This window comes from Paenibacillus sp. FSL M7-1455 (assembly GCF_038004655.1).
GTDB classification, from domain to species: Bacteria; Bacillota; Bacilli; order Paenibacillales; family Paenibacillaceae; genus Paenibacillus_AQ; species Paenibacillus_AQ cookii.
The window spans coordinates 2537318-2563663 of sequence record NZ_JBBORO010000001.1; the positions used below are offsets into that span (position 1 = coordinate 2537318).

A 26346-nucleotide genomic window follows, 5' to 3' on the forward strand; every position below is an offset into this window, starting at 1 on the left:
CTTGAAGCGCATCCGCTTGGCGTGATCACATCACGGGAGGTGAAGGACATGAAAATAAAATACCCGCGCACGATGCATTTGCCATGGTCAAGAAGCTATACCGACGACGACAGAATTTTGCGGACCACCGATCATTTTGCGGGACGGGAAGTGGTGATCACGGAAAAAATGGACGGGGAAAACACGACGATGTATTCCGATGGCATCCATGCAAGATCCCTGGACAGCAAGGATCATCCGTCGCGGCATTTCGTCAAGACGCTGCATGGAGGCATCCGTTACCTGATTCCGGAAGGCTACCGGCTGTGCGGAGAAAACGTCTATGCCAAGCACTCGATCGAATATACGTCGCTGCCGTCGTATTTCATGCTGTTTTCGGTATGGAACGGGCAAAACGAATGCCTGTCCTGGGATGAAACGGAAAACTGGGCATCCCGGCTCGGCCTGTCGCTTGTCCCGGTATTGTACAGAGGAATTTGGAGCGAAGAAGCGGCCAAAGCCTGCTTTACGCAGCGTTCCCGCTGCGGCGGCGAACAGGAAGGTTACGTGGTCAGGCTGGCATCGGCGTTTCGCTTCGAGGATTTTCAGCAAAGCGTGGCCAAATTCGTCCGCAAAAACCATGTGCAAACCGACGAACATTGGTTAAGCAAACCGGTGGAACCCAATCGGTTGGCCGAAAAAACGCCGTAAAAATCGGTAGAAAAGCTCACGGGCAACGGGATTAGCCGGTCCCAAATCACTAAAACGAAAGGCGTGTTGATCATGTAATCCGTTGGGCATTTCCAATCTGCGAAGGCATAAGCCAAGGCGTACAATACATACGCGTAAAAGCAAGATTCAACATTCCGCGCCTAAAGGCGTTTTTTGCTCTATCGTCAACATGCACGGGGAGCACGAAAGTTAGGAGAAATATACTAAACATTCTAGTTCAAAAGCATTGTTTAAAGCCGTTAAGCTTCGTAAAAATTGATTGCGGCACCGCAAAGGTTATATACTGAAACATAATCAGGCTATGGAACCCCCTTCCTTCTATTCATCTTCCAATGATCAATAGGGATTCCGATTTCCTGATTTTTTAGTTTCATAGCTTCATAACCTTACGGGGTACCCAAACAAATGCGACATTTACCCAAGAGCACCAAGTATCGAAACGTTTCTTTCGATTGAAGCGGCAACATACATAGGAAATTCAAAGAATCGCAACTCTCTTGGAAAGGAGATGGGCTCATGTGCACGGGAGCGGCTTTTTATCATACGGGCCGTATTGGTCCGTCGGAAGCCCTGGAGATCGGCTGCGCTTTTTTCGAATCGACGGGCATTCGGATTACGAGCGCAGGTTATTATGAATATCTCGAGAACGGCGATCATGAAGGAGACCATGACATCAAGGAAGTATCCTTTGACAAGTTGAAAGCGTTGCTTGACGAAGGGAAAGCTTCCGCCTTCTGGCTCTACAACCAGCAAGGTTTAGCCCCTTGGAACGCCGCATTTGAATACCAAACGGGTGGATTCGGAAGTTTTCCGCATATGGCCGCGTTTTGCGATATCGGGATCGACCGGATTTACGGGAGGCTGACGGGTTGGATGCGGCAAACCGCCGAGCGGGTTCGTTTTCCGTACGGCATTCTGTATACGGCCGAAAACATGACGGCTGCCTTTTATTATGCGGCGGGATATAACTTCACTACGATGTTTACAACCGAGAACGGCTTTGCGTTCAACCGCGAAACGCCGGGCTTGTATAACGGGCAGGCGCGTTATGTCGACAAAATGCTGCGGATGGCATACCCGTGCAATCTGTTGAATGCGGAGCACTTAAAAATCGATCTTGGCGGAATCGCGCTTGGGGACTGGATTCAGGCTGATCGGAAACATGGCGTATTTAGCCGGGTCCGCGAAGATTTGTGGATGTGGGAAGTCGAAGCCGGGCAGCTAGAAGAGGTAAACCGGATTTTGGGAGAAGCGGGCGTTCTGGTGGCATGGAGGCCGCCGCAGCCGAAGAAGCCCAGAAGAAAATTGCCCTGATCAGCATGTGAAAGAAATGGATACCATCATTAGATTCGGAGGAAATGTATGACGCGCCGACGGTTCAGCCGCTTGCAGGGGAACAGCAGGGGATGCCTTGCGTTCGAGCCCTTTTTTCTTATTCCTTACAGCATGTTTGGTACATATGCAACGCTTTATATGCATAACCTTGGCGTTTCCGAGACGAAGATCGGATGGATTACCACCATCGGTCTCGTCGTCCAAGTGTTTTCTTCCTTCATCAGCGGGTACTTGACCGACCGAATGGGGCGGAAATCCGCGATTTTGTATTTCGATCTGCTGAGCTGGAGCCTGGCGACCATTTTATGGGCCGTATCGCAAAACGTGTGGTTTTTCCTGGCCGCGGCGATCATCAACGGCTTTCAGCGCGTTCCTCATGTCGCGTTTTATTGCCTGGTCGTGGAGGATACGAAACCTTCCGATCGAACCTACGTGTTTACGCTGCTGCAGATTATAAGCGTCATCGGCGGACTGTTTGCCCCGCTTGGCGGCTTGCTCGTAGACCGGTTTGGGCTTGTGCCCGGCGTAAGGATCATGTACGTGCTGGCGTTCCTGATGATGACCTTTCAGTTCGTCGGCCGCCACCTGACGACGCGCGAAACGGAAATCGGCCTGCGCAAGATGCGGGAAACGCGGGAGCTCGGCCTGAAAGAAAGCCTGATCGATTACGGCGGGGCGATCCGCGATATTTTTGCCAGCAAACCGCTTTTGCTCATTTTTGGCATTTATATTTTGTTCAATTTCCAAGCGACGATGAAAACGACGTATCTATCGCTGTATTTGGCCGATTATTTGCATGTCGACAGCGGGCTGATATCCCTGTTTCCGGCGGTGTCGTCGGTCATCATGCTGCTGACGTTATGGCTGCTCATGCCCAAAATTCCGGAACAGGCCGCAAACCGGGCCATGATGGCCGGTTTTGCTTTATCCGTCCTGTCGAACGTCATGCTGGTCATTCTGCCGACTTCCAACCTGGCATGGATCGGTTTAAGCACCGTTTTGGCAGCCGTCGGATTGATGATCAGCTCCCCTTATTTGGAGGCGGCCGTGCAAAATGCGATCGACGACGAAAAACGGGCCAAAGTTTTTTCCATGCTGTCGGTGCTCATCCTGTTGCTGACTTCCCCGGCAGGCATCATCGGAGGTTGGGCTTACGAGCTGGATCCGCGCATTCCGATTTGGATCGTGTCGGCGGCGTTTGCCGCTTCCGTCCTGCTGATGCTGATGCACCATCGGGGAGATCGCGTTCGCAAGGAACGAACACTCGAACAATAAACGAAACTAAAAAGAAAATGGCACGATAACCAAAAAAGGACATGGAGGGTACCACCTATGAGCGAAGAAAACAATACATCCGGCTGGGATGCCATCGAACAGCAATTGACGAACATTTACGGGGAGCAGGAGCCAAAACATTATGGAACGCTCCTTCCGTTCATGCTCGGCGGGCAGGATCCTCTGGACGGCATTAGCGCCTATAAGAGCGAGACGCCCGTTCCTCATTGGCATGTTGTCACGTACGGATTTTCGGAGCTGTACGAAAAAGAAACCGAAGACGCGGAATTAAGCGGCTACGGGTTCGAATTAACGTTTCGCCTTGCGCGGAGCCCGGAAGAGGAAGAACCGCCGGCCTGGGCCCTGAACCTGCTGCAAAACATGGGACGATACGTATTTAAAAGCGGCAACGTATTCCGGTCAGGGGATTATTTGGACGCTAACGGGCCGATTTGCCTCGGTTCCGACACGTTGCTGACGGCGCTCGCTTTCGTGCACGATCCGGAGCTTCCCGCCATTGAGACGCCGAACGGCCGTGTGGAATTCATTCAGATGGTAGGCATCACGAAAGATGAGCTCGAGTCCATGCAAACCTGGAACACGCTGGGGGTGCTTGCCGCCGGACTTCCGTACATGCCGCAGTACATCACCGATTTGGGGCGCGAGTCGCTCCTCAAGATGCCTGCCGTTGCGGAAGCGGTGGAGAAAGGCATGGAGGAAGATGGGTCCAATACGGGGTTCCTGTACGTCGACCAGTTGTCCTGGACTCCGGGCAAAAAAGGGCTGTTCAGGACGGCTCCGGCGGTTCTCGGCCTCGGTGCCAAGCAGGCCGGCATCGTCGGCAAGCTGCTGCGCGGCCGGATTTTGAAAGGCAAGGAGTTGACCTTGGTGGGGCCTGAAGTCAGGGTCGTGCTTGAACCGGGGGAACAAGCGGCCGCCGCGTTCGAAGACGGGGAGCTCCGCATTTCCTTGAACGAGCAAACCGTGACGGAGCTTAGCCGGAATTTGCTTCCTAAAGAAAATATGATCGAGCTTCCGGCGTTAAAAAACATCGCGATTCAAATCTTAAAAACGCACATTAAGGATCAGGACGGGAACGTCGTGGAGACGATCGGGTGACGAAGTCCCCGGCAAGCGGAAAATAAGCGTGTTCCGGAGAAGGCAAACCGATGGCGGTGGATGATCCGACGGCTTTTTCCACGAAGCTAACGGAGCGTCGCGATCCTTCTGAAGTCGCGGTCTTCGGAACGCCGCGATCGCTCGCCCAGCCAGAAAAAACCGCGGTCATCGCAAGGGAGGGTTATTGACGTTGAACCAGGCAGCCGAAGCTTTTTTGCAGGATGTATGGCATCGAATGACGGAAATTTATGAACGGGAAAACCGGAGAATCGGAGAGCTTCCCAAACGAAGGAGCCTGCAGGCCGGCATGAAGGATTACCTGAGGGTCGCCTGGAGAAAACCGAAGGGTGGCGGTGGATACGGACGCGTCCATATCGATGTCTTTGAACCGTTCGATTGGAGCGACGACGCGTATAAATCCGAGGCCGGCTCTTACGTTCAAGAGCTAACGGACGAGGTTCTTGCGGACGAGGTTTTTCCTGCTTTCATTGAGCGGATGAACCGGATTTTTTTGGATGGCCCTTATGATCCGCAATTTTTTGATTACCGTCTGGAGCTGGTGTTGGAATTTGACCGGGACGACCATGTGCTGCGGCTTTCGCAGGTGTTGGTGAACGAGGCGAAGCGTCTTCGGCTCCGGCAGCGTCTGGATGCGTTCATCCAAACGAAAATCCTGTCCGATCTCCCGGTGCGGCCGGCGAAGGAGGATGAATTCTTTTTTGCGCGCCTGCTTCTGAACCCGGATCTGTTCGAGCAGAAGCGGGAAAACGTCGAGCCGCTGATCCGGCGCCTCGGGGACAAATTGCGGGAAAACCGCGGGCGGGCGGCCGGATGGGAAGCCGAATGCGTGTCGGCGTTCAAAGCATGGGCGCAGGAACGGTTTTTGCCCCGTTATTTTCAGCGGACCGGCGACTTTGGCATGCCGTGGGTTCTTCAGGAGGCGGACGGGCGCAGGGAGCCTGCTCCCGACGAATTGGAGTTTTTTCTGTATGCCGCTCAGGAGATCGGAAATTTGGAGCCGGATACCCGGCAGCAGTATCTCGAACTTGCCGTGCAGCTCGGGTCGGAGCAGGCGGCAGCGTTTTTGGCGCATGGCAGCGGACGATTCGAGAGCATGCGCCGGAGCGGGCGGTTCCAAGGGAAAGCCAACGACGTGCTGCAGACGATCGAAATCCGCATCTTGTCCGAAGAGGAAGAAGCCTATGCCGAAGCGCTGGAATATCTCATCGACCTGTTGAAGAATGGTTTTCCGAAAGGATATCGATTCGGGCTCAAAAGCAAGGAAAAACATTTCCTGCCGCTTCCCAAACTGGCCAAGTCCCGGCTGCACCAATTTTTCGGAAATGCGCTTCGTTATCCTGCGCTATATCCGAAGCTGGCGGAATACGCCGGGCTGGCGATGGAGGAGTTCGCTTGGTACCGGGACGTGGAGCCGGGAGAAAAATCCGTCATGCCGGGCACTTATGCGGTGTTCGGGCTTGGTTTATGCAGCGATGCCTATTTTGAATTGGTGCAACAATATATGAAGCTTGTCGACACCGAGCATCAATCCATGCAGGACGGTTATGCGGACGCTTTTATCGAAGCCCATGGGCTCTCGGTCGAAACGATGCCGGTATGGGTATCGATCCTGCTCGGGGGAAGCGAATCCGCAAAGCCGGTCAAATCCGCCCCGATCGACAGCCCGGAGCATGTGGACGCGTTGTTGGCCGAGCTTGAAACCATAAAAGGCTATCCGCGCGAAGCGGTGTTGTACCGGATATTCGGCAGTCCGGGCAAACTCGCGCAGGTTGCCAAAAAAGCTTCGCCGCCGCTAAAGGACAAGCTTTTGCGGATATCGGAGTGGATGGCCTAAAAGCGGTCGCGGAAGAGGGGCCGCAGAAAATTTTAAACGTTTCCTGTCTGGAACAGGATCGCATCCATACGGAAGAAAACGAAATGAGGAACGAGGAAATGGACTGGACGGAAATCAGCAAAACGAAGGAACTTGACATCCGCAGCGCCGTGGATCTGCTTGATCCGAACGAACGGGACGCTCGCGGAAGAACCCCGCTGATGCTTTGCATCACGAACCGGATGCCCGTCGAGGGAATCCGGCTTTTGCTGGAAAAAGGCGTGGACTTGGAGGCGGAAGACAAGCTGGGCGATACCGCCTTAAAAAAAGCGGTGAAATTTAAGCAGGCGGAGACCGTCAAGCTGCTGCTCGAATTCGGAGCGAGTCTGGATTCTCCGTACGGCATTTTGGGGACGGCGTGGAATGCGGCAAGAAGGAACAAAACGATGGCGGACCTGCTCCTGGGCACCAACGGTGCGGTGCGGCTAACTTTGGATCCGCGGGAACAGGAGATCGTGGACGGCATTTTGTATGAAGAGTCGATCGACGACATGTGCAGCCGGATCCGGGAGCTGTCTTCGCCGGAATTGATCCATGCCGTCGTGGACGGCTACAACTGGGATGACGGTCCGGAGCCGATGATTGCGGCTTACGAAAATCCGGCTTGCGCCGAGATTACGCTGCTGGATATGTACGAACTGATGGAAGCCGACTATTGGCTCGACATGGACGAAGAGGAATGGTCGCAAAACGAGGAATACCGGCTTTGGCGGCGGCTTGCCGAAGGGCTGCAGAAAAAAGTGGCTTCCGCGGACGCCATGGAAGATCGCTGAGCCAGCGACAACACCGGCTCTATGGTTGCCCGGCCAGCCTGCGGGATGTTTTTAATGGGGGCCGGGAACGCGGGAGCGTCATGCGTCAGCGGTTCAGCTTACCTGTGAATGAAGGGGAGATTTGCGTTGAGCACGATCCGGCCGGCTTTTTATGCGGCGTGCATGCCGAGGAACCGGGGGAAGTCGGGCGCTCTGCGCTTCAAATTTTGGCCAAGTTCAAATTCGGGCAGGCCAAGACGCTTTTGCGGGAGATGCTTCGCAGCGGCGATATGGCAGGCCAATTGGCGGCGCTCGAGTCGATCCAGTGGTATAGGCCGAAAGGGGACGCAAGCTTTGTTGAAGAGCTGGCCGCCTTGTTGCCGGACGTGGCGGACGAGCGGTCCTTTCGCTTAGTCACCATGATTTTACACGACTCCGGAGCGGACATGCTGCCTATGCTGCTGCCTTTTTTTGGCCACCCGCACAAGGAGTTTCGCGTTCAGGCATTGTATCTGGCAGGCAAGTCAGAGGCTAAGGCCGGCTGCGTAGAAGCCTTCCTGGCTGCCCTGGAAGACCCCGATCCGCGAGTGCAGCATACGGCGCTGCAGGCCCTTGGAGGGGTGCCGGATCCGAGGCTGCTTCCCGTTTTTGAGAAGCTATTGCAGCAGCATAAAACGAACAAGGATTATATCCGCTCAAACATTAGAGGGCTGCTGGAAGGGTTCCCTTTTGCTTCGATGGAGCAGGTCGAAAAAGAGCTCCCCTCTTCCATGAGGCAAGTGAAAGGGATGCTGAGAAAAATACTGGAGCCTTACCGCAGGAATTGATCTCCGGGGTTGAAACAAGCAGCAAGGCGCGGATTTCCGTGCAAGAAGCCTGGCGGGCCGGGAGTGATATTTGACCAAAAATGAGGGGACATGCGGATAAACAGCAAAAAAAGCTGTGCCTATGATGGCACGGCTTTTTGTATGCCTCTGATGAATACGGCAGCAGGTTGCTTCATCCGTAGCGATTCCGGCTCCTGTTCCCCGAACCGGCTTAGGCGTTCAGATCGCGAATTCCGGGGCTGTGCTCGTTAGGAGCTCCGGCAAATTCGGAACCGGAAAGCCTTCGGGCGGCTGAACGACTTGGAGACTGCCGCCGTTTCGGCTTGGGGTTTGGCCGCTGAAAATTTCGCCGATCCTCGTTGCGTCCAGCCGGAAATTGAATTGGGCGTTATGGAAGCCCATATCCACATATTTTTTGCATTCCGGATATGTATGGATATCGTAATTCGGGACCGGGAAGAGCTTGCCCCACTCCACTCCAAGCGTTTCGAGCGCTTTGGCGAATGCGTTTTGATGGGCATTGTCGCGGACGATCAGGAAAGCCAGCGTTTCCCGGAACGTTTTGTTCGAGCTCATTTCATAGATCCTTGATTTTTGCAGCACGCCCGTCGATTCCAGCACGAGATTGTCGAGCAGATTCGCTACCAGGTTGCCATGGTCGTATACATAATTGCCCATCCATGGATTTCCCGCCGCATCGACCGGCAGCGAGCTTTGAGCCCCCATGATAAAATGGTGCGGGTTCGCATGTTTGATCGCCTCGTCCAGCGGCGCTTCGTCGATGCCGGCATTGCCCGGTCCGGGAGCTCCAGCCCCTGTCAGCAGCTGGTTGATCGTATGCTGCACAAGCTCGACATGGCTGATTTCCTCCAAAAACACGCCCCGGATCAAATCCCGGTATCGGGTGTCTTTTCCCCGGAAGTTGTTGCTCTGGAAAAAGAACTGCATCATGGTCCGCATCTCGCCGAAACGGCCGCCGAGCGTTTCTTGCAGGACCTTAGCGGCAGCAGGATCCGGTTTATCCGGTACGATCAGGTTGATCAAATCTTCCTTGTAAAAATACATGGCGATGCCCCGCTTTCCTGAAATGTTGTATGCCTTCAGTTTCATTCAAGGCGGCCGGTTTCATGCAGCTAAAGGGGCAGGTAATCCTTTCCTTTGTCCTCATCTGGAAAAAATTTAAGACGAGCCAGGTCTCTACAAAAAACTAAGGACAACCCATTGCAAAAAATATAACAAGAAGCGAAAAGACCCTTTAGCACAAAGCCAGAGAGTCTTTTCGCTATTGTTGTATTGACCGTGTTAGGGCTCCGTCAGCCCTCGCCACAGGTTAGGCCCGCTGTCTGCGAACCGGGGTATGGTCCCGCAGCAGCCACATATGGAAGAAGTACTCAAAAACTCCTGCCAAAACGGTGATCACCAATATTTCCGTGAGGTTCAGCGTCCAATCGGCGGCATCGGCGATGATCCACAGCATGGCAAAAACCAATACTGCATCCGCGATGGTTGCGACGATGTTGCTGGTTCTTGGTAGAATCAGGAGATCTCCCAGCAGGTAAGCAACGATGCCTATGCCAAGCGCGGCCAGCAGCGCCGACATCAGGGTCGCGTTCGACATCAGGTAAATCAGAGCCGTAATCATGACGCCGTGAACGACCAGTTTCACCAACAGCTTTTCCATCAATATCACTCCTTTTGAAAATTAGGTTACCCAACTGATACATTTATAACCCGTTGAATCGACTTGAAACAGCGTTGTCGGTTTGTGGTACTCCGCTTTAGAGGAACGGAAGGCCCGAATGAACGGTTTGTCATCCGGAGGCATGCCGCCCCGCCCGTAATGCAAAAAGCCGTGCCAATGATAGGCACAGCTTTTTTAGCATTTTATAAAAGGTTATCCTGCTTCGATTATTTCAGCGGCAGCTGCTTGGACAACCGCTCAAATTCGTCCAAAATTGGATTGAATTTGGATGTATGGCTTTGGAAATATTTTAGGGCCGCATCGTATTTGCGCTGCTCCGCTTTGGTATCCACAGGGAATATGCTATAGGCGTGGTGAATGGAGCCGCTACGGTAATCGACGCTAAACATCTGTCCTTTTTTAAAGAAAGCTTTCATGTTGACGTTGCTGTCAAGAATGTTCAGCGTTTCATTCGGGCTTTTGTAGGTGAAGCTGTAATCCGGGTCCGCCAGCGCATGGATGACGTTGTAGCCGGTTTGGAGAACGCCGCCGCTGAACGTGCCGGTTTGGATTTCGTTCCAGCGGACCGAGCCGTCTTCCTGGGTTACTTTGTGGGTCAACGTCCCTTTGCCGCTCATTTTGTCCTGCTTCCACGAGCCCGAGTACACGACTTTATGTTTCTCGCCGTTTTCGTCGACATATTCGTTGATGTATTTTCCCGAGCCTTCCCGTTTGCCGTTGACGAATGCGCCGGAATACTGCTTGCCTTCGCCCCATTGAATCGTTCCGAGCCCATCCGGAGTCCCGTTTTTGACCTCGCCGTAATAAGAGGCTTGATTCGGTAATTTCACCCATTCTTTGGCGGCCTCGGCCTTCGCCGGGATGGAGCCTGCAGCGAGGGAAGCGGTTGTCAATGATGCGCACAGCGCCAAAGATAGGGATAAAGCCGTCCATTTTTTCATGTAAAGCATCCTTTCGAGTATGAAATTTATGTATGTCGAGACACCTGGAAACGTTTTGCGCGATGGCTGGATGGAACGTTCCCGTCCGTCGACTATCCCCATTATATACGATTTTCGACAGGAAGAAGTTGCCCCTTCTGGGGATTTTTTATCCTAAGTTCAGCGAATGCAAAAACAGCCCAAGACGACCCAACGCCTTCTTTTAAATATAGCGGTTGATCTCCGACGCCGGAAGGATTTTATTCGCCGTTTTCTAGTTGAATATTAAAACCGCACACCAGATGAATCCGGCAGGGAGTACCTGATAAATGAAGAATATTTGCAGTGTAACGCGAAATGGTGGAGTTTTGCCTAGCAATTTCGTGTTTGATGGACGGAATGGAATTAGTAAAGTAGGGGCGTTGCTGGACTTAATCCGGTTCGGCTGGAGATCGCAGGGACATCACAGGGAACTTCAGCGATTATCGCGGCAGTTATATGACGAATGCGAATTTCCGGTGCGTTACGAGGAAGGTCAATCCGTGCTGTACCGGGTGTTGCAGGAGGATCGTTATCCGCGAAAATTCTATTATCATACGGTGTTTGAGCAGCGGCTTAAAAAACACTGGATCACGCCCGGACAGCATTTTAGCTGAAAGTGCAGATCCGCACGAGTTTCGGGCTTTTTTAGCGATTTGATTCCATGCTCTTGAATCTGACGTAACGTTAGGTTGTATGATGGTGCGAAAGAGGAAAGGAGCACCAGAGATGAAAGCGACAATTGCAAAATTGATGACTACGGACAAACAAGCCAGAATTTTGTATATGGACAACACGTTCATGATGCGCGAGCTGATCGGCGAGCGTCCCATACATCCCCTATGCGCGGAAGCGTTGGCTGCGAGTTTTACGCTATCGAGTCTGGTTTGCGGTTTACTGAAGGATGGTCAGCGGTTAAGCATCCGCATCGACACGTCGGTGCCTTCCGCCTATATTCATTGCGATGTTGATTCGGAGGGCAATGTCAGGGGTTACGCCAGCGATACATTCATCAAGCAAAAACCCGTGACGATCCCGGAACTGATCGGGGACAAAGGCGTGATCCGGATCACGAAAGATATCGGAATGGGGGCGATGTATACCAGTGCCGTCGATATGCCGCACGCCAACATTACGGACGATTTCTCCCATTTTTTCTTGCAAAGCGAACAGGTGGAAACTTTTTTTCGTTATGATTATGGCACGGACAAAAACGGTAACGTCGCTTTTAGCCGCGGCATGCTGTTTCAACTGCTGCCGTTTGCAGGAAACGGGTTGTTCGAAAAGTGGGCAAGTCGGATGGATGAAAGCCGGGAGAAATTCAAGGCTGCGTCCTTGCCAATGGACCCACAGACATTAAAAACGTTGTTCCCGGACGCCGATGTCATGGAATTTGGCACCGTGCGGCTTTTTTGCGGATGTTCCAAAGATGCTTTGATCGGCTTGCTGTTCGGATTGGGCATGGAAGAATTGAATCAGGCGATCGACAAGAACCAGGAAATCGAGATCGGATGCAGCACCTGCGGCAAAACATACGTAGGGCTTGCTGAATAATCAAAAAATCCTTATCTCACAAGGGTTTAGAGGCACTATTGTCGAATTCATCTGCAAAGAAAACACGGAAAATCGGTAAAAAACCTTGCAGATGGAGTGAGCGAAAGTGTTCGTGCTGAATCGAGATATGGCAGACTTGTTGGAAAACTTCTATTTGCCCTTTGGCGGAAAATTAAATCCAACCAATCGGTGGGTGCAGCTTGCGGCGATCATCCCTTGGGACAAAGTAGAAGAGAAATATGTGAGCTCGTTCAAGTCCCCAGCCATCGGCCAAAAGGCGTACTCGGCACGTATCGCCCTCGGCTCGCTCATCATCAAAGAGCGCCTTGGTTTAAGTGACCGCGAGACCACCTTACAAATCCAGGAAAATCCATATTTGCAGTTCTTCTTGGGCTACACCGCGTATGTCGATAAAGTGCCGTTTCATCACTCCCTGCTCACGCATTTTCGGGAACGGCTCGGCTTGGAAATCCTAGCTGAAGTCAACGACTGGATCGCCCAAGCCGCGCTGCAAGCAGAGCGAGAGGTCGAGGCGAAACCGAAATCGTCCAAGCGGGATCGCGATGACGACGACAACGACGCGGGCGGCTCGCAGCTCACCATGGAGGTAGGGGACGCTTTCTCTATTCCCGAGGAGCCCCCTGTTGTGGCGAAGAACCCCCGCAACATGGCGAAAAAGCTACACGCCCTGCCATCTACAGCCGCACCGACAGCGGAAGTCATGAACAAGGGCACCCTCATGCTGGATGCGACATGCGCGCCTGCGGACATCAAGTATCCGACTGACTTGGGGCTGCTGAATCACGCCCGTGAAATCCTGGAAGACATCATCGACGTGCTGCACCGTCCCCATGTCGGAGCGATGGAGAAGCCGCGCACGTACCGCGAGAAAGCCAGAAAATCGTACCTGAGTGTTTCCAAGCAACGCAAGGCATCGGGCAAGGTGATCCGCAAAGCGATCAAAAAGCAACTTGGCTACGTGGGACGGAATCTGCGGATTATTGAAGCCCTCGTAAAGTATACGCCTCTCACGGAACTGAGCAAAAGACACTATCGCCAGCTTCTGATCATCTCGGAGCTCTACCGTCAGCAGCGCGAAATGCTAGAGAAGAATACGCATGTCGTCGCCGATCGCATCGTGAGTATCGAACAGCCGCATGTACGTCCGATGGTTCGAGGCAAAGCTGGAGCGAACGTGGAGTTCGGCGCCAAAATCGCCGCCAGTCTGGTGGACGGTTACGCTTGGATCGAAACGGCACAATGGGACAGCTTCAACGAGGCAACCACGCTGCAAGCATCGGTGGAAGCGTACAAACAGCGATTCGGGTATTATCCCGCCGTCATTCTAGCCGATAAAATCTACCGCAATCGAGACAACCTGAACTATTGCAAAACGCTAGGGATTCGCCTTAGTGGCCCGAAGCTCGGCAGACCCTCGAAAGAGCAAAGTGAAGTCGCCGATCGTCGGCAAGAGCGCCAGGACGCTGTACAGCGTAATGCGATCGAAGGAAAATTTGGAGAAGGCAAGCGCAAATTGGGCCTAGGTCGCATTCGGGCGCGTGGCGCCGAAACCAGTTTGACCGTCATCGCCCTTCAGTTTCTGGTCATGAATCTGGAGCGGCGACTGCGTGTTCTCTTTTTGCATTTTTTCAGACTGCTTGGGTTTAGAGACTTGCGTTGGGTGTAGATGGAACGAATCTTGTTCAGCAAGCCCTACGTATATAATAGCAGGGACTTGCTTGCTCTCATGGGGAAAGGATAAGATGCGCAATGGAACAAGAGTACATGAAAATCGGCGATTTGGCTAAAATGGTCGGCGTTTCGGTCCGAACGCTGCATCACTACCATCAGATCGGGTTGCTGATTCCCGGCCATATGACGGAAGGCGGACACCGGTTATACGACGAAGAAGACCTCAAGAAGTTATACCACATTATAGCGCTAAAAGATTTCGGATTCAGTCTCGAAGAGATTCGGGACCTGATGCATTCGGTTTCCGTGAACCCGCTTTTTTTGATTGATTTGCAATTGAAAAAGGCGACGAAAATGCTGCAATGGCAGCAAAAGCTTTGCGATTCGCTGAAAGAAGTCCAAACCATGCTGCGAGCACAAAAATCCCCGTCCGTAAGCGATCTTGTCGAAATTGTCGTCATGATGCAGATGAACACGAGGTTTTATCTGACGGATGAACAAATCGCGCAAATCAAAGAAGTTTATCGATCGATTCCGCCCGAAGAGGAACGGGATTTAAAGGAAGGATGGCGGAGCTTCATATCCCGGTTGGAGAAATGCCGAAGCAACAAGCTGCCGGTAGAAGATCCCGAAGTAAAAGCGCTGGCGTACTACTGGCAACGTTTTGTGAAAACCGTAACCGGCAATGCTCCGGATATCATTAATGCCGCATATACGTTCCATGCCGATCATGCCGGAAGCAAACAAAATGTTCTTCAATACGGGCTTACTCCGGAGTTGTTTCAATATTTACTGCGGGCAATGCAAGCAATTGACGCGAATGAAAAAGGGGAAGACAGGGCCGACGTGATCCGCGGCATGTCTAACGATGAAGACGGCGATCGGCAGTTAACAAATGAATAAGCCGAATTGGGGAGCCGAAAACGGCCCCCTTTTTATGTTCCAAAATAAAATCGCTTAAACCTTTATTAACACCAAATTAACAGCCTCCCCTTTATAATGGGCAGTAATCGGGAGGGATCGCCAGTGGCCAACATTCTATTCAATCAGGTTTACAAGCGGTATGGAAAATACAAAGAGATTTCTGTAAGCGATTTCAATTTGACCGTGGAGGATACGGAATTCATCGTCCTGGTAGGCCCGTCAGGGTGCGGAAAGTCCACGACGCTGCGCATGCTGGCAGGCCTGGAAGACGTGTCCGACGGCGAAATTTATATCGGCGACAAGCTGGTCAACGATATTCCCCCAAAGGACCGCGACATCTCCATGGTATTTCAAAACTATGCGCTGTATCCGAATATGAGCGTGTATGAGAACATCGCCTTCGGCCTTCGCTTGCGGAAGCTGCCTAAACATGAAATCGACCTTGCCGTGAAGAGGGCGGCCCGCGTGCTTGAAATCGAAAATTTTTTGAATCGGAAGCCGAGGGAACTGTCCGGCGGACAGCGTCAACGGGTGGCGCTAGGCCGGGCCATCGTGCGGACGCCGCAGGTGTTTCTCATGGATGAGCCGCTTTCGAATTTGGATGCGAAGCTGCGCGTGCAGATGCGGTCGGAGATCATCAATTTGCACCGCAAAATCGAAGTAACGACGATCTACGTCACCCATGACCAGATCGAGGCGATGACGATGGGGGATCGGGTCGTCGTCATGAACCGGGGGATCATTCAGCAGGTGGACTCGCCCGAAATGATCTATAACAAACCCGTGAATATGTTCGTGGCCAACTTTATCGGGAATCCGCCGATGAATTTCATCAAAGGCAAGCTCCAGGAGCGGGACGGGGAATTGCAGTTTTATACGAACCGCTTTGACTTGACCGTACCGCCTGCGCAAGCCGGCACATTGCGGTCGCTCCATATGATCGACCGGGAGATTATCCTGGGGATACGCCCGGAGCATATCAGCTTTGAACCGCACCGGATCGAAGCTTCCTCGAAATCCCTGGTCACCGGCGTCCTGCAGTTCAACGAATTCGTCGGCTCCGACCGTTATTACCATATTGACATCAAACAGGATCGCAGGCTCGTCATCCGCGCGAACGAAGGCATCCGCTGCGATGACGGGAGTTTGGTTACCGCGGCGATCAATATGGATAAGGCATTGTTTTTCCACAAAGATACGGAAATGCTCCTGACGAAATAAGGGGGTTGCAGACGTGAAGCTCAACAAGCACAGGTGGAGAAAACGCTCCATCATCGCCGTTTTATTGCTGGCAGCGGTGGTCAGCCTCATCAAGCCGCAGCCATACAGCCATCCGCCTTCCGCATTTGCCGAACCGCAGCAAGGCAAGAAAACGTCCGACCATGCCATGCCGGGCGAAGAGGAGACGATCGAACCCTATTATCTGGAACGGCTTCAAGCCTGGCAAAAAGCGGGCGTATCGAAGGGGACATCCGAGCAAACGCTGCCCGCTTCGGCATTCACCGCCAAATCCGATGACGCCGACCTTCGCGTCGAAACCTTCGAAGGAAAATCCGATGCGCTTGTCTGGCCGAACCAACGCGGTTGGGTGGAATACGAAGTCGATGTGGCCCGGGAAGGGCTGTATGAGATTTGGGCCGACTATTATCCGCTGCCCGTGAGCGACGGAGGCAACCGTCAACCGGTTCTGCTATCGGTTTTCGTCAACGGCGAGTACCCGTTCAACGAAGCCAGATCGATCGTGCTGGAACGTTACTACCGCGAAGTCGGCAGAGAGCGGTACGACGAGTCCGGAAACCAGCTGCGCGCCCAAGTGGAAGAAGTGTCCGGGTGGAAAAAGACGGCGTTTCGGGAATCGAACGGAGCTTACGCCCTTCCGCTTGAATGGCATTTGAAACAGGGGAAAAACACGATCCGCCTGCAAGTGCTGCAGCAGCCCGTTGCGCTCCACGGGATCACGATCAAGCCGGCGGAGGAACTGCCTTCGTATGCGGATGCGAAAGCGTCGTATCCTGCGGATGGGGTTCGGTCGGGAGCTCCTATCGTCGTCGAGGCGGAGCTTTACGACCAGAAAAACTCAACCTCCATTCAAAACGTGTATGACCGCGATCCCGCGTCGCATCCCAAATCGATCGGCTCCATTGCTTATAACACGTTGGGAGGCTCAAGGTGGATGGAGGGCGGACAGTCGGTCGCCTGGACGATCGACGTGCCGGAGACCGGGCTGTATAAGCTGGCCATGCGGGCCAATCAGAACAGCATGAAAAACATGGCTGTATTCCGCAGTTTATACATTGACGGCAAAATTCCCTTTCAGGAAATGAAAACCGTTCGTTTTCCCTATGATTCCGGTTGGAAGGGGATAACGTTAGCGGATTCGGACGGGGCTCCGTTCGTTTTTTACCTAACCAAGGGCACGCATACGCTGGCCATGGAAGCCCATTATGAGCCCTACATGCCCATGATGATCGAGATGGACCGTATATCCAAGGAGCTGCGCTCCATTTTGCTGGAGCTCCGGATGGCGACCGGCAACCGGGAGGACAAATACCGGGTGTGGAACGTCGAAAAGGATATTCCGGGGTTAATCGAACGGCTGGAGCGGATCCGCGAACAATTCGTTTCCCTGCAAAACCAAATGAAAAGCATCAATCCGAAAACCGATAACGTGACGCAAATGTTGAAAAACGGGGCGGCCGATCTCAAAAGCATCCTGAATAAGCCCAACCAGATTCCTTACGCCAAGGAGCGCATCGCATCGGTGCAGGAATCGCTCGAATCGAACCGTTCCCTCCTGATGGATAGCCCGTTGCAGCTGGATCAGCTGTTCGTCGCTCCTCTGGACGCGAAGCTGCCCGGCATGACGTCTAATTTTTGGCAGAAAACGGGCGGTATGCTCCAATCCTTGTTTTATTCGTTCGGAAAAGGTTCGACGACGAAAGCCCAAGACGAAGACGTGCTCGAAGTCTGGATGGTCTGGGGACGGGATTACGTGGATGAGCTGCAGCGTCTGGTCAATGACCGGTTTACGCCGGAGACGGGGATCAAGGTGCATATCAACATGATCCAAAATCCGCAAATGCTGACCTTGGCGAATGCATCCGGCATGATGCCCGACGTGGCTTTGGGAGTTCCGGCCAACGTTCCGTTCGACATGGCGCTGCGCAACGCGGCGCTTGATTTAAGCAAGCTGCCCGGCGCGGACGAGTTTTTCTCTGCGTATAATCCGGGGATGCTGCAGCCGCTGTATTATGACGGCGGTTATTACGGAGTGCCGGAAACGGTCCGGTTCAAAGTGTTGTTTTACCGCAAAGACATTTTGGATCAGTTGGACTTGAAAGTGCCGCAAACGTGGGACGACGTCTACGCGATCTTGCCGACGCTGCTGCAGAACCATTACAACTTCTACATGGATCCCGCGGATTATACGCCGATCCTGTTCCAGAACAACGTCGATCTGTATACGGCGAACGGGTTGAAAACGGGGCTGGATACGCCCGACGCGTTCAAATCGTACAAAATGTGGACCGATTTCTACAACGTCCAAGGGCTGGAGCGCGTCGTGCAGAGCTTCTACAACCAGTTTAGGCGAGGAGACATTCCGATCGGCATATCCGATTTCAATATGTACATCCAGCTGCTCGTGGCCGCGCCGGAAATCGCCAACGATTGGGCGATCGCCCCGATTCCGGGGACGAAGCGGGAGGACGGAAGCGTGGTACGCTGGTCGGGAGGCGCCAATCCGACCAATGCGATGCTGTTCAAGAGCAGTGCTCCGGAAAAGCAGCAGAAAGCCTGGAAGTTCCTCCAATGGTATATGTCCACCGAAATCCAGACGGAGTTTGGGCTCAATCTCGAGCAGTATTACGGGGAAACGTTCCGCTGGAACACGGCCAACGTGCAGGCTTTCGCGCAGATGCCGTGGAAACCGCAGGATTTGAACGTCATTTTGGAGCAGTGGAAGTGGACCAAGGAAGTCCCTCAAGTGCCGGGCGGGTATATGACGGATCGCGAGATCGGGTTCGCCTGGAACCGGACGGTCGTCGACGCGGAGAATCCTCGTATTTCGCTCGAAAAAGCGATCAAGGAAATCAACCGCGAGCTCGCGCGGAAGCAGCAGGAATTCGGGATTGCGGGGCCGAACGGCGAAGCGCTGAAGTCGCTGGAACTTCCGCGGATGGATCAACCTTGGGAAGGAGTGGATCAGCTTGTCGAATGAAGCGACCCGGGTCGTACGGCAGCCGGCAGCTGCGCGGAGCCCGAAGCTGAAGGGCAGTCTCGGCCGGATGCTGCAGGACAAGATCAGAGAAATATGGAGATTCCGGCTTTCCTATCTCTTTATCGCGCCTTTCCTCGTCGTGTTCAGTTTGTTTATTATCATTCCTGTTTTTACGGGGGTCGCCCTCAGCTTTACGTATTTCAACTCGATCGAATTCCCGAAATGGGCCGGGTGGATGAATTACCAAAACTTATTTTCGCAGGACGTCATTTTCCTGCAGCATGTCATACCGAACTCCTTCAAGTTTGCATTGTTCGTAGGCCCGATCGGATACGTCCTGGCCTTCGTCCTGGCCTGGCTGATCGCCCAGCTTCCGGGCACCCTCCGCGTTTGGTACGCGCTTGCGATGTACGCGCCATCCCTGACGGGAGGGATCGCCATGGTCGTCGTATGGCAGGTCATGTTTACGGGGGACCGCACCGGATATATCAACAGCTTCCTTTTGAAATGGGGTTTGATCGACCAGCCCATGCTTTTAACGATCGATAAGGACTATTTGCTCGGAATCATGATCGTCGTCTCGATCTGGTCCAGCATGGGCCTCGGGTTCCTGGCCATCCTGGCCGGCATTCTGAACGTCGACCGGACGCTGTACGAAGCGGGAAGGATCGACGGCATCTCCAGCCGGTTGCAGGAAATCTGGTATATTACGATTCCGATGATGAAACCGCAGATGCTGTTCGCCGCGGTCATGGCGATCGTCGGGACGTTAAAATCAGGCGGTATCGGAACGCAGCTGTCCGGGATGAACCCGACGCCGGATTATTCGGGACAGCTTTTCATGAACCATATCGAGGATTTCGGGTTCACGAGGCTCGAGCTTGGTTATGCGAGCGCCATCTCGATCGTGCTGCTCATTCTTACGATTCTGCTCAGCCGGTTCCTGTGGATGCTGCTCGGGCCGAAGGAGGATGAATAACATGGCGGTACTGAACAAAATGCGGCAGTCCATGGCCCGGTCCTGGTCCCTGTACCGGAGCGATTTCCGGAGCATGGACAAAACTCAAATCTTTTTGCTTTTGCTGCTGACGCTGCTTGCCGTATTCATGCTTTTGCCTCTTGTCTTTATTTTTAACCATGCGTTCAAGCCGCTGCACGAGCTGTTCCTGTTTCCGCCGACGTTTTTCGTGCGCCAGCCGACGCTGCAGAACTTTACCGACCTGCTCCAGGCGACGCAGGACACGTTTCTGCCGGTGACCCGGTTCATTTTCAACAGCATCGTCGTCACGTTGTTATCCACGGTCGGCATGGTCATTCTGGGCGCCTTGTGCGCCTATCCGCTGGCAAAACATCCGTTTCCCGGGCGCAAAATCGTGTTCGGCGTCATTCTCCTGTCGATCATGATCTCCGTGGAGACGATGGGGATTCCGCGTTATATCGTCGTGAAGTCCTTGGGCATCATGAATACCTATTGGGGGCATGTGCTGCCGATCCTGGCCCTACCCGTCGGCGTGTTTTTGCTGAAGCAGTTTATGGATCAGGTGCCGGATGAGCTGCTTGAAGCGGCGAAGCTTGACGGAGCCACCGAGTGGCAGCTTCTCGTCCGGATCATCCTTCCGATCGTCACGCCGGCGATGGCGACGATAACGATTTTGTCGTTCCAAACCGCTTGGAGCAATTCGGAGACATCCGCGCTGTTTATGCAGGACGACGCGATGAAGACGCTGCCGTTTTATGTGGAATCGCTTACATCGAACCTGGCGAATACGGTGGCGCGGCAAGGGGTTGCGGCCGCTGCGTCTTTAATCATTTTTATGCCGAATCTGATCATCTTCCTGCTGTCGCAGCGGAAAGTCATTCAGACGATGGCCCATTCGGGCATCAAGTAGGGTAACGGAGGTTCAATCATGGAAAAGCGAAGGGCCGGACAACGGCTGATCTATATGTTGACGATTCTCTGTATTTTGACCGCCGCCTTATTGCCGGAATCTGCCGCGGCGGAACCGCCCTACATGACTTTCAGCAAGGACGGTTACGACCGGAGGATCCCCAGCCAGGCAGCCTATTACCCATCCACCGTCGTGGGGGACAACATCTATAAAAAGAAGGTTCAAAACGGCGCGGAGCGCCTGGAATATTCGCCGCTCAAACGGCCGCAGGACCTGTTCATCGACCGCAAGGACGAAATCTATATCGCGGATACGGACAATAACCGGATCGTCCACCTGAACCGGGACGGAGAATTTCTGCGCGAAATTACCGCAAAAGGCATGAAGTCGCCTCAAGGCGTGTTCGTCGCTTCGGATGGGACGATCTACGTCGCCGATACGGGAAACAAACGGATTTTGAAGCTTTCCGCCAGCGGCGAGCTGCTTGCCGAGTACGGGCGTCCCGAGTCGCGTTTCATCGACGAATCCTTTCACTACGAACCGACGAACCTTGTCGTGGATGCCCGGGGTTTCATGTACGTCATCAGCAACGGCAGTTATCAAGGGATCATCCAATTGGATCCCGAAGGCCGATTTTACGGCTTTTACGGCACGAACATGACCGAAGTATCGCTGATGGACATCGTACGCAAGCTGTTTTACACGGAAGAGCAGCTCAGCCGCCAGGTCCGGACGCTGCCTTCGACCATCCGCAATATTCACATCGACGCACAGGGGTTCATTTATACGGTGTCCGCGACGGATAAGGAGCAGGTCAAGAAGCTGAATATCCGCGGCGAAAACCAATGGAAGGACAAAAAGTTCGGGATCGAGCCCCGGTTCAGGAGGCGGAGCCAGGCGGCGGAAACGCAGCAAACCGATTCGAAGCAGGATGTGCAGAAGTCCGGTTTGACCGACATCACGGTGGACCGCGCAGGAAATTTGGTCGCGATCGATAAAGTGTCCAATGCGGTGACGCAATACGGCCCGAACGGGGAACTGCTGTTTTTCTGGACGGGACCGGTGACGATCGGGTCTCCGCAGCTCGGCATCAGCCAAAGCCCGGTCGCGGTGGACACCAATTCCAACAACGAACTGTTCGTGCTGGACGATTCCCAAAACCTGATCCACGTACTGAAGCCCACGGAGTTCGGGATGCTGCTGCATAAGGCGACGAGCTTATCCCAGGAAGGAAAATATGCCGAAAGCGAACCCGTCTGGCGGGAGGTGCTGAGGTTAAACGCGTTGTATTCGCCGGCTTACCAGGGACTCGCGGAAGCAGCGTATTACAAGGAAGATTACAAAGAAGCGCTTCGCCTGTTCAAGCTGTCGGGGGACGTCGGCGGATATTCCGACTCGTATTGGCAGCTGCGCCTGCAGTGGTTCCAGCGCCATTTCTCCGTCATGGCCAATACCGTTTTCGCTGCGGCCATCCTGATCTGGATCTTTTACCGCAGCAAGAAAAAGATGCGTTTTTTAACCCAGGGAAGCCAAAGATTGCGGGGGGTTTTGGGCAAAAACAAGCTGCTGGTCCAGCTGAGGCATGCATTTACCATTTTAAGGCACCCGATCGACGGGTTCACGGATCTCAGGTACAGGCAAAAAGGAAGTTACCTGAGCGCTTTCCTTCTTCTTCTGTTCGTAACGCTGGTGCTTCTGGCGAAGGAATATTACACGAGTTTCACCTTCATGCCCGTTCCCAGCAACGAACGCAGCGGCAGCTTCCTGATGACCGGGGCGGTGACTTGGCTCACCTGGGTCGTCTGCAATTATTTGATCGGCAGCATCAGGCAGGGGGAGGCGCGCTTTAAGGACGTGTTTGTCGGCAGCTCCTATGCGCTGTTCCCGATCGTCATTCTCGGGCTGCCGCTGGCCGCCGTGTCCAACATCATGACGCTCAGCGAATCGTCGATCTACGGCTTTTTCCAGACCGGGATGCTCATCTGGTGCGGATGTTTGTTTTTCTGGAAGATCCAGTCGCTTCAAAATTACGGCGTCGGCGAGACGGTAGGGAACATCCTGTTGACCGCGTTTGCGATGATCATCGCCTGGGTGTTGATTTCGATCATCGCCGGGCTGTCTTCCGAGCTGCAGAACTTCTTCTATACCATATATCAGGAGGTGTCGATGTGATGCGGATGCCGGCGAAGTGGAAACGGCTTTTCGTTCTGACGCTCCTAGCGGCCATGACAAGCGCAAGCATCGTCACGTACACCATCGCCGCGGAGACGAAGACGCCGAACGGGGCGGAAGCGGGCAAAACGGATTCGGAGCAAAATGCGAAGCGGGAAAACAGCGCCGAAAGCGCTCGGGGATCCGAACCGGGGACGATAGTCGATCCTTCCCAAACGAAAGATGCAAAAGCAGGGGGAGGGGCCGACGGCAAAACAGTGACGGGCCGCAGCGGCCAAACGGCCAGCAACAGCTACCGCTCCCTGTTCCCGGACGACGATGCCTTTCGGCTCGCAAGCGAAAATGCCTATCTTGGGCTGTACGTCGACCCGAAAACGGGGCATTTCCTCGTCAAGGACAAACGCAGCGGCCAAGAGTGGAGGTCCTTTCCGGATGCTAACGGCTGGAACGACAAGGATAACACGAACACCTGGAAAAAGCATATGCAATCGCCGGTGTTCATCAAATACGTCGAGTTTAACGTGCGGAAAGACCAAATCAAGGAAACGAACGTCAAGGATCAGAAAGCGTCGATCGAGCGGTTCGAGATCACGGATTCGGGTTTCCGGCTTACGTTCGACATGCCCGACATAGGGTTCGCCATTCCGATCGAAGTGAGCCTGAAGGATGACAGCGTCGAAACGAAAATCATCGAAGAAGGCTTTAAGGACGGGAAAAGCAGCGAGGAGATGGCCGAATACGAGTCACGCACGAAAAAAAAGGATAAAAACGCGCGCATTGCGGCGCTTCGCTTATATCCCTTCCTCGGCGCTTATACGTCGGACCGGGAGGATGGCTATCTCCTGATACCGGATGGTCCGGGGACGCTGATCCAGTTTCGGAAGGACCGGCCGCCAAACAACAATTTTTATTTCGAAGGGGTGTACGGGGAGGATTATGCCTTCAGCAACAACAACCAATCCCTTTCCATTCGCCAGCCCGTTCGCATGCCCGTTTTCGGCATCAAGGCCGGCGGTCAGGGGCTGTTGGCCGTCATTCGCGACGGGGCGGAATACGCCAACGTGCTTGCGGCCCCGTCCAAATCGATGAACCAGTACAACTGGGCGACGGCCGAGTTTACGTACAGGCAGCGTTTTTTTCAGCCGACCGATAAACGCAAGCAAAACGGATTCCAGACCTTTAACAAGGAACGCGCTCATGGCGACCGGTCGATCCGGTATTATTTCCTGGACGCAGGCTCCCCCGATTACGTCGGGATGGCAGCGCGTTACCGCCAGGTTTTGACGGAAGAAGACGGACTGAAACGGGCGACGCCGGATGACGGTTCCATCCGTTTGCCGATATATTTGCTCGGGGCCGATTCCAAAAAAGGGTTCCTGTGGGATTCTTACGAGGCTCTGACGACGACGTCGGAAGCCGAAGAAATCGTCAACGAGCTGACGGCGATCGGAGTCAAAAAAATGGCCGTCACCTACGCCGGCTGGCAAAAAGGCGGCATCAGCGATTTCGGAGGTCATTTCCCGGTCGACAAAGGCATCGGAGGCAATGAGGGAATGCGGCATTTCATCGAATATGCCCATGTCAAAGGCCATGACGTGACGCTGGACGCCTCCTCGTACACGTTCAACAACACGGGGCGCGACGGCTTCCGTTCCAGCCGGGACGGGCTGCAGGACCTGGGATCCGTCGTCATCAAGTATGGAGGAAGGAACGAAACGTCAAAGACGCTCGTGAGCCCCCGTTTTATGGAAAAGGTGCTGCGGAGGGACTTGGACAAATTCAAACCGCTCGGGGCCGACGGATTAACGTTTGGCGAAGGGCTGGGTTCGCTGTTGAACAGCGATTTTAATGAACGTCACAAAGCGACGCGGGAAGAAGTGAAAGGAATCCAGCAGCAGCTGTTCGATCAAGCGGTTCAAACGCTGGGCTCCGTCAGGGCGGAGAGCGCCAATGCGTATGCCTGGAAATACGTCGATGCCCTGGACGGCCTGCCGATCGAAAATTCCTTCGATCTGTTCGTCGACGAGACGGTACCTTTTATGCAAATCGCGCTGCATGGGTTGATCCCGTATTCATCGACGTTTGCCAATACCGCCGACAACTACACGACATATTTGCTGAAAAACCTGGAATACGGCTCCATCCCGAGTTTCATGCTGACCTATGCGGCTTCGCAGGACCTGATCGGGACGCGTTCGCTTTACAACTATTACAGCACGCATTATAAGGACTGGTCGGAAGAAATCGCCAAGCAGTACGGCCGGTTCAACGAAGCGCTTGGAGACGTGCAGGACCGGATGATCGTCGGCCATCGTTCCCTTGCCGCAGGCGTGTACGAGACGACCTACGACAACGGGAAACGGATCGTCGTGAACTACAACGAATCGCCATATCACGGGAGCGGTTATGAGGCCGAAGCCCGCGATTTTGCCGTCGTTCATGGGGGGAGATCATGATGGGCAAATTCAAAATCAAAGCTCGTACTTCACGGCATTTGGAAGCGCTGATGTTCGTCGCTCCCTGGGTCCTCGGCTTCCTGTTGTTCATGGCCTTTCCGCTTGTTTTCTCCCTGTATATGAGCCTGCATAAAGTGACGGTTCTGCCGACGGGCCTCAAATACGATTTTCAAGGGTTGAAATATTATCAGGAAATTTTGTTCGGGAGCTCGGCCTTTTACGATAACCTCATCCCGTTTTTTCAGGAAATCGTCATCATGGTGCCCGTCATCATCGTCTTTTCATTATTTATCGCCATCATGCTCAATCAGAATTTTCCGGGACGGATTTTGTTTCGGGTCGTGTTCTTCCTGCCGATCATTTTTACCTCGGGATATGTGTTGACGGAATTCGTGAATCAGGGCGAAGGAACGCTGGGCTTTTTGGAGCGGTTTTCGATCGGGGAATACCTGCTCGATTTTTTGGGGGACAGTTCCTGGACGAAGCCGGTCATGGACGTGCTGAATCGGTTCGTGCTCGTGTTATGGTACTCCGGGGTGCAGATCCTGATTTTCCTGGCGGGAAGGCAGACCATCTCGAAATCGAGCTACGAATCGGCGCGGATCGACGGCGCTTCCCCATGGGAGGTGTTCTGGAAAATTACGCTGCCGGCCATGTCGCCGTTCATTTTGCTGAACCTGATTTATACGGTGGTCGACATGTTCACGTTCCCCTACAACCCGATCATCGAGCTGATCAATACGGGGAACTATGGCTACAACAGCGCTTTGGCCTGGATCTATTTCGTCGTGATAGCTTGCTTCCTGAGCCTGATCATGCTCCTGTTTTTGAGAATGAACCGCAGCCGCCGCTACCGGTAATGCAGA

21 protein-coding genes and 1 pseudogene are annotated in these 26346 nt (G+C 53.6%); 19 read left to right on the forward strand and 3 right to left on the reverse strand.

The annotated features are described in order from the left end of the window. Positions 1-48 precede the first annotated feature (48 nt). The 8 genes from NYE48_RS11680 to NYE48_RS11715 all read left to right on the forward strand — a co-directional run bounded on the left by NYE48_RS11680 (position 49) and on the right by NYE48_RS11715 (position 7913). The gene (locus tag NYE48_RS11680; RefSeq protein WP_036714065.1) at positions 49-690 is read left to right on the forward strand and encodes an RNA ligase family protein; all 642 of its coding nucleotides are present in this window, start codon (positions 49-51) and stop codon (positions 688-690) included. Between the two features lie 537 nt (positions 691-1227). Beyond that, positions 1228-2025, forward strand: a complete 798-nt coding sequence (locus tag NYE48_RS11685; protein ID WP_212947680.1) for a hypothetical protein — start codon at positions 1228-1230, stop codon at positions 2023-2025. 48 nt (positions 2026-2073) lie between these two features. Next, a complete protein-coding gene (locus NYE48_RS11690) occupies positions 2074-3321 on the forward strand; it encodes an MFS transporter (RefSeq protein ID WP_340998702.1) in 1248 nt (415 codons plus the stop codon). A 57-nt stretch (positions 3322-3378) separates the two neighbouring features. Next, positions 3379-4440: a suppressor of fused domain protein gene (locus NYE48_RS11695; protein ID WP_340998704.1), complete on the forward strand. Its 1062-nt coding sequence runs from the start codon at positions 3379-3381 to the stop codon at positions 4438-4440. Between the two features lie 50 nt (positions 4441-4490). Then, positions 4491-4628 (forward strand): hypothetical protein, encoded by a 138-nt coding sequence (locus NYE48_RS11700; RefSeq protein ID WP_340998707.1) that lies wholly within the window; start codon positions 4491-4493, stop codon positions 4626-4628. A gap of 2 nt (positions 4629-4630) precedes the next feature. After that, positions 4631-6295: a DUF6138 family protein gene (locus tag NYE48_RS11705; RefSeq protein WP_340998710.1), complete on the forward strand. Its 1665-nt coding sequence runs from the start codon at positions 4631-4633 to the stop codon at positions 6293-6295. Between the two features lie 83 nt (positions 6296-6378). Continuing rightward, positions 6379-7107, forward strand: a complete 729-nt coding sequence (locus NYE48_RS11710) for a DUF4274 domain-containing protein (protein WP_340998713.1) — start codon at positions 6379-6381, stop codon at positions 7105-7107. Between the two features lie 80 nt (positions 7108-7187). Then, positions 7188-7913 (forward strand): HEAT repeat domain-containing protein, encoded by a 726-nt coding sequence (locus NYE48_RS11715; protein ID WP_340998716.1) that lies wholly within the window; start codon positions 7188-7190, stop codon positions 7911-7913. Between the two features lie 211 nt (positions 7914-8124). On the opposite strand, the pseudogene NYE48_RS11720 reads toward NYE48_RS11715, so the two are convergent. The 3 genes and pseudogenes from NYE48_RS11720 to NYE48_RS11730 form a co-directional block, all read right to left on the reverse strand. After that, positions 8125-8978 (reverse strand): annotated as a pseudogene (locus tag NYE48_RS11720) (manganese catalase family protein). 265 nt (positions 8979-9243) lie between these two features. Further along, positions 9244-9594, reverse strand: a complete 351-nt coding sequence (locus NYE48_RS11725; RefSeq protein ID WP_036714106.1) for a DUF2512 family protein — start codon at positions 9592-9594, stop codon at positions 9244-9246. Positions 9595-9821: 227 nt separating this feature from the next. Then, the gene (locus tag NYE48_RS11730; protein ID WP_340998719.1) at positions 9822-10556 is read right to left on the reverse strand and encodes a hypothetical protein; all 735 of its coding nucleotides are present in this window, start codon (positions 10554-10556) and stop codon (positions 9822-9824) included. A gap of 401 nt (positions 10557-10957) precedes the next feature. Here NYE48_RS11730 and NYE48_RS11735 point away from each other — a divergent pair, with 401 nt between their 5' ends. From NYE48_RS11735 to NYE48_RS11785, 11 genes are all read left to right on the forward strand, one after another. Continuing rightward, positions 10958-11191, forward strand: coding sequence for a hypothetical protein (locus NYE48_RS11735; protein WP_340998721.1), 234 nt, complete (start codon positions 10958-10960; stop codon positions 11189-11191). Between the two features lie 112 nt (positions 11192-11303). Then, entirely contained in the window at positions 11304-12128 is an 825-nt protein-coding gene (locus tag NYE48_RS11740) for an Hsp33 family molecular chaperone HslO (protein ID WP_340998724.1), read from the forward strand. A 127-nt stretch (positions 12129-12255) separates the two neighbouring features. Further along, positions 12256-13815, forward strand: coding sequence for an IS5 family transposase (locus NYE48_RS11745; RefSeq protein WP_340996292.1), 1560 nt, complete (start codon positions 12256-12258; stop codon positions 13813-13815). An 83-nt stretch (positions 13816-13898) separates the two neighbouring features. After that, positions 13899-14723, forward strand: coding sequence for a MerR family transcriptional regulator (locus tag NYE48_RS11750; protein ID WP_340998727.1), 825 nt, complete (start codon positions 13899-13901; stop codon positions 14721-14723). 123 nt (positions 14724-14846) lie between these two features. After that, a complete protein-coding gene (locus NYE48_RS11755) occupies positions 14847-15965 on the forward strand; it encodes an ABC transporter ATP-binding protein (protein ID WP_340998729.1) in 1119 nt (372 codons plus the stop codon). Positions 15966-15978: 13 nt separating this feature from the next. After that, positions 15979-18963, forward strand: a complete 2985-nt coding sequence (locus tag NYE48_RS11760; protein WP_340998730.1) for an extracellular solute-binding protein — start codon at positions 15979-15981, stop codon at positions 18961-18963. A gap of 67 nt (positions 18964-19030) precedes the next feature. Next, positions 19031-19942, forward strand: a complete 912-nt coding sequence (locus NYE48_RS11765; RefSeq protein ID WP_445324067.1) for a carbohydrate ABC transporter permease — start codon at positions 19031-19033, stop codon at positions 19940-19942. Position 19943: 1 nt separating this feature from the next. Next, the gene (locus tag NYE48_RS11770; RefSeq protein WP_212947658.1) at positions 19944-20852 is read left to right on the forward strand and encodes a carbohydrate ABC transporter permease; all 909 of its coding nucleotides are present in this window, start codon (positions 19944-19946) and stop codon (positions 20850-20852) included. 18 nt (positions 20853-20870) lie between these two features. Then, a complete protein-coding gene (locus tag NYE48_RS11775) occupies positions 20871-23024 on the forward strand; it encodes a YIP1 family protein (protein ID WP_340998732.1) in 2154 nt (717 codons plus the stop codon). Further along, complete coding sequence (locus tag NYE48_RS11780; protein WP_341000643.1) at positions 23024-25480, forward strand: DUF5696 domain-containing protein; 2457 nt, start codon at positions 23024-23026, stop codon at positions 25478-25480. The genes NYE48_RS11775 and NYE48_RS11780 overlap by 1 nt, the downstream gene beginning before the upstream one ends. After that, complete coding sequence (locus NYE48_RS11785; RefSeq protein WP_036715457.1) at positions 25477-26340, forward strand: carbohydrate ABC transporter permease; 864 nt, start codon at positions 25477-25479, stop codon at positions 26338-26340. Before NYE48_RS11780 ends, NYE48_RS11785 begins: the two co-directional genes overlap by 4 nt. Positions 26341-26346: the final 6 nt, after the last annotated feature.